The sequence below is a fragment of the Candidatus Magnetobacterium casense genome, assembly GCF_019173545.1.
GTDB classification, from domain to species: Bacteria; Nitrospirota; Thermodesulfovibrionia; order Thermodesulfovibrionales; family Magnetobacteriaceae; genus Magnetobacterium; species Magnetobacterium cryptolimnobacter.
Genome location: NZ_JABXWD010000716.1, coordinates 1 through 1242, shown reverse-complemented (window position 1 = coordinate 1242; position 1242 = coordinate 1). Strand labels below are relative to the sequence as shown.

The window sequence follows — 1242 nt, the reverse complement described above, 5'->3', positions numbered from 1 at the left end:
AGGATACGATCAATGAGCATTTAGGATTTTCCGAGGTTCTGTCGTTTAGAAGAGCGGTGGGCCACAGGAGATCGTCGTCCAGAATCCACTGAACCTCCAAACCCTACACTCGTACCCGCATGCCCTTGAGCGCTGAACGTCCAGACTTAGGTTGCTCCCTCCCGGGCCTGGCCAGGTTCGCCTGGTCAACATTAAAGACAGCTTCCCTACGAAAGCTGCCTAATGACCGCCAGCCCCAAGGGACGGATAGTCTTCGCTTCGGACCTGGAGGCCTCAGCGGCCTTAAACGCCTCAGCCCCAGCTTTCGGCCCGTCCTATAGAGGGTTTACGGTACAGGGGACCCCTACCCCCCCCCGCCTAAGACCCACCGCAAGCATTCTGAAGGTTTTCAGAACTATAAAACTTTGCCCCAAACAATGACGGACGACGACCCAGAATAAACGTCTACGACCAACGACCACGACGAACTGTAGGATTTCATTTTGATGGTATATTTCCCTTTTCCGAATGCGGTTAGGTAGTATTTGGGTAGGAAGGTAGGATAGCGAATATCATAGTACGAGGGATAGAAAGGGCACTAGAACTTACTCCTCAAATGAAAAAAGTGCGCATTTCTAGGCGAGTGTTAGGAAAAAAGAGGTAGTGGTTGAATAAGTGTCCTTTCTAGGCTCCGTAGACTGCTTTCAGTCCGTTGATGTCGCCTAATCCAAGTGTCCGTGCGTACGTCAAACCGTAGTCGGAGTAGCCATACATTGTCAGCCAGTAGTCAGCGTCGTTGTAGAGGTCTTTGAGACCGCAGAAGTGGCCAAGTTCGTGTGTCATTATGTTCTGCACGTCCATTTTGCTAGCTTCCCCTGTTAAGCTCCATTTGAAGCGTGTGTTCATCATGCAGTCGACTTCGAGGGTTTGGCCGCCACTTACCCAGCTCATGGTGACCGCGATGACACCTGCACTGTACTTGCCCCAGGAGATCACGTTGTAACCGTCACGTTTGCCAGCGACTCTTGTCGTTGTGCCCTTATACGAGAAGACTTGATAGGAGGTTTCCTTGTCCCAAGTGTTCACAGACGTCGTGATTGTGCTGACAACGGCCGTACTTGCGAAGCCATAGGTGTTTTTCGGGTTTATGTAGTAATTGATGGTGGAGTAGGAATGATAGCTCAGCAGCTGGTAGTCAGGATTGGTCATTGAATCGTCCGTGGGCGGAATTGCAAGGGTGACGATGATATCGACTTTTGCTGA

The 1242-nt window shown here is 50.8% G+C and carries 1 pseudogene; it reads right to left on the bottom strand.

What is annotated here, in order from left to right:
• Window positions 1–663 precede the first annotated feature (663 nt).
• Window positions 664–1242, bottom strand: a pseudogene (locus tag HWQ67_RS19010) (hypothetical protein); the annotation flags it as partial.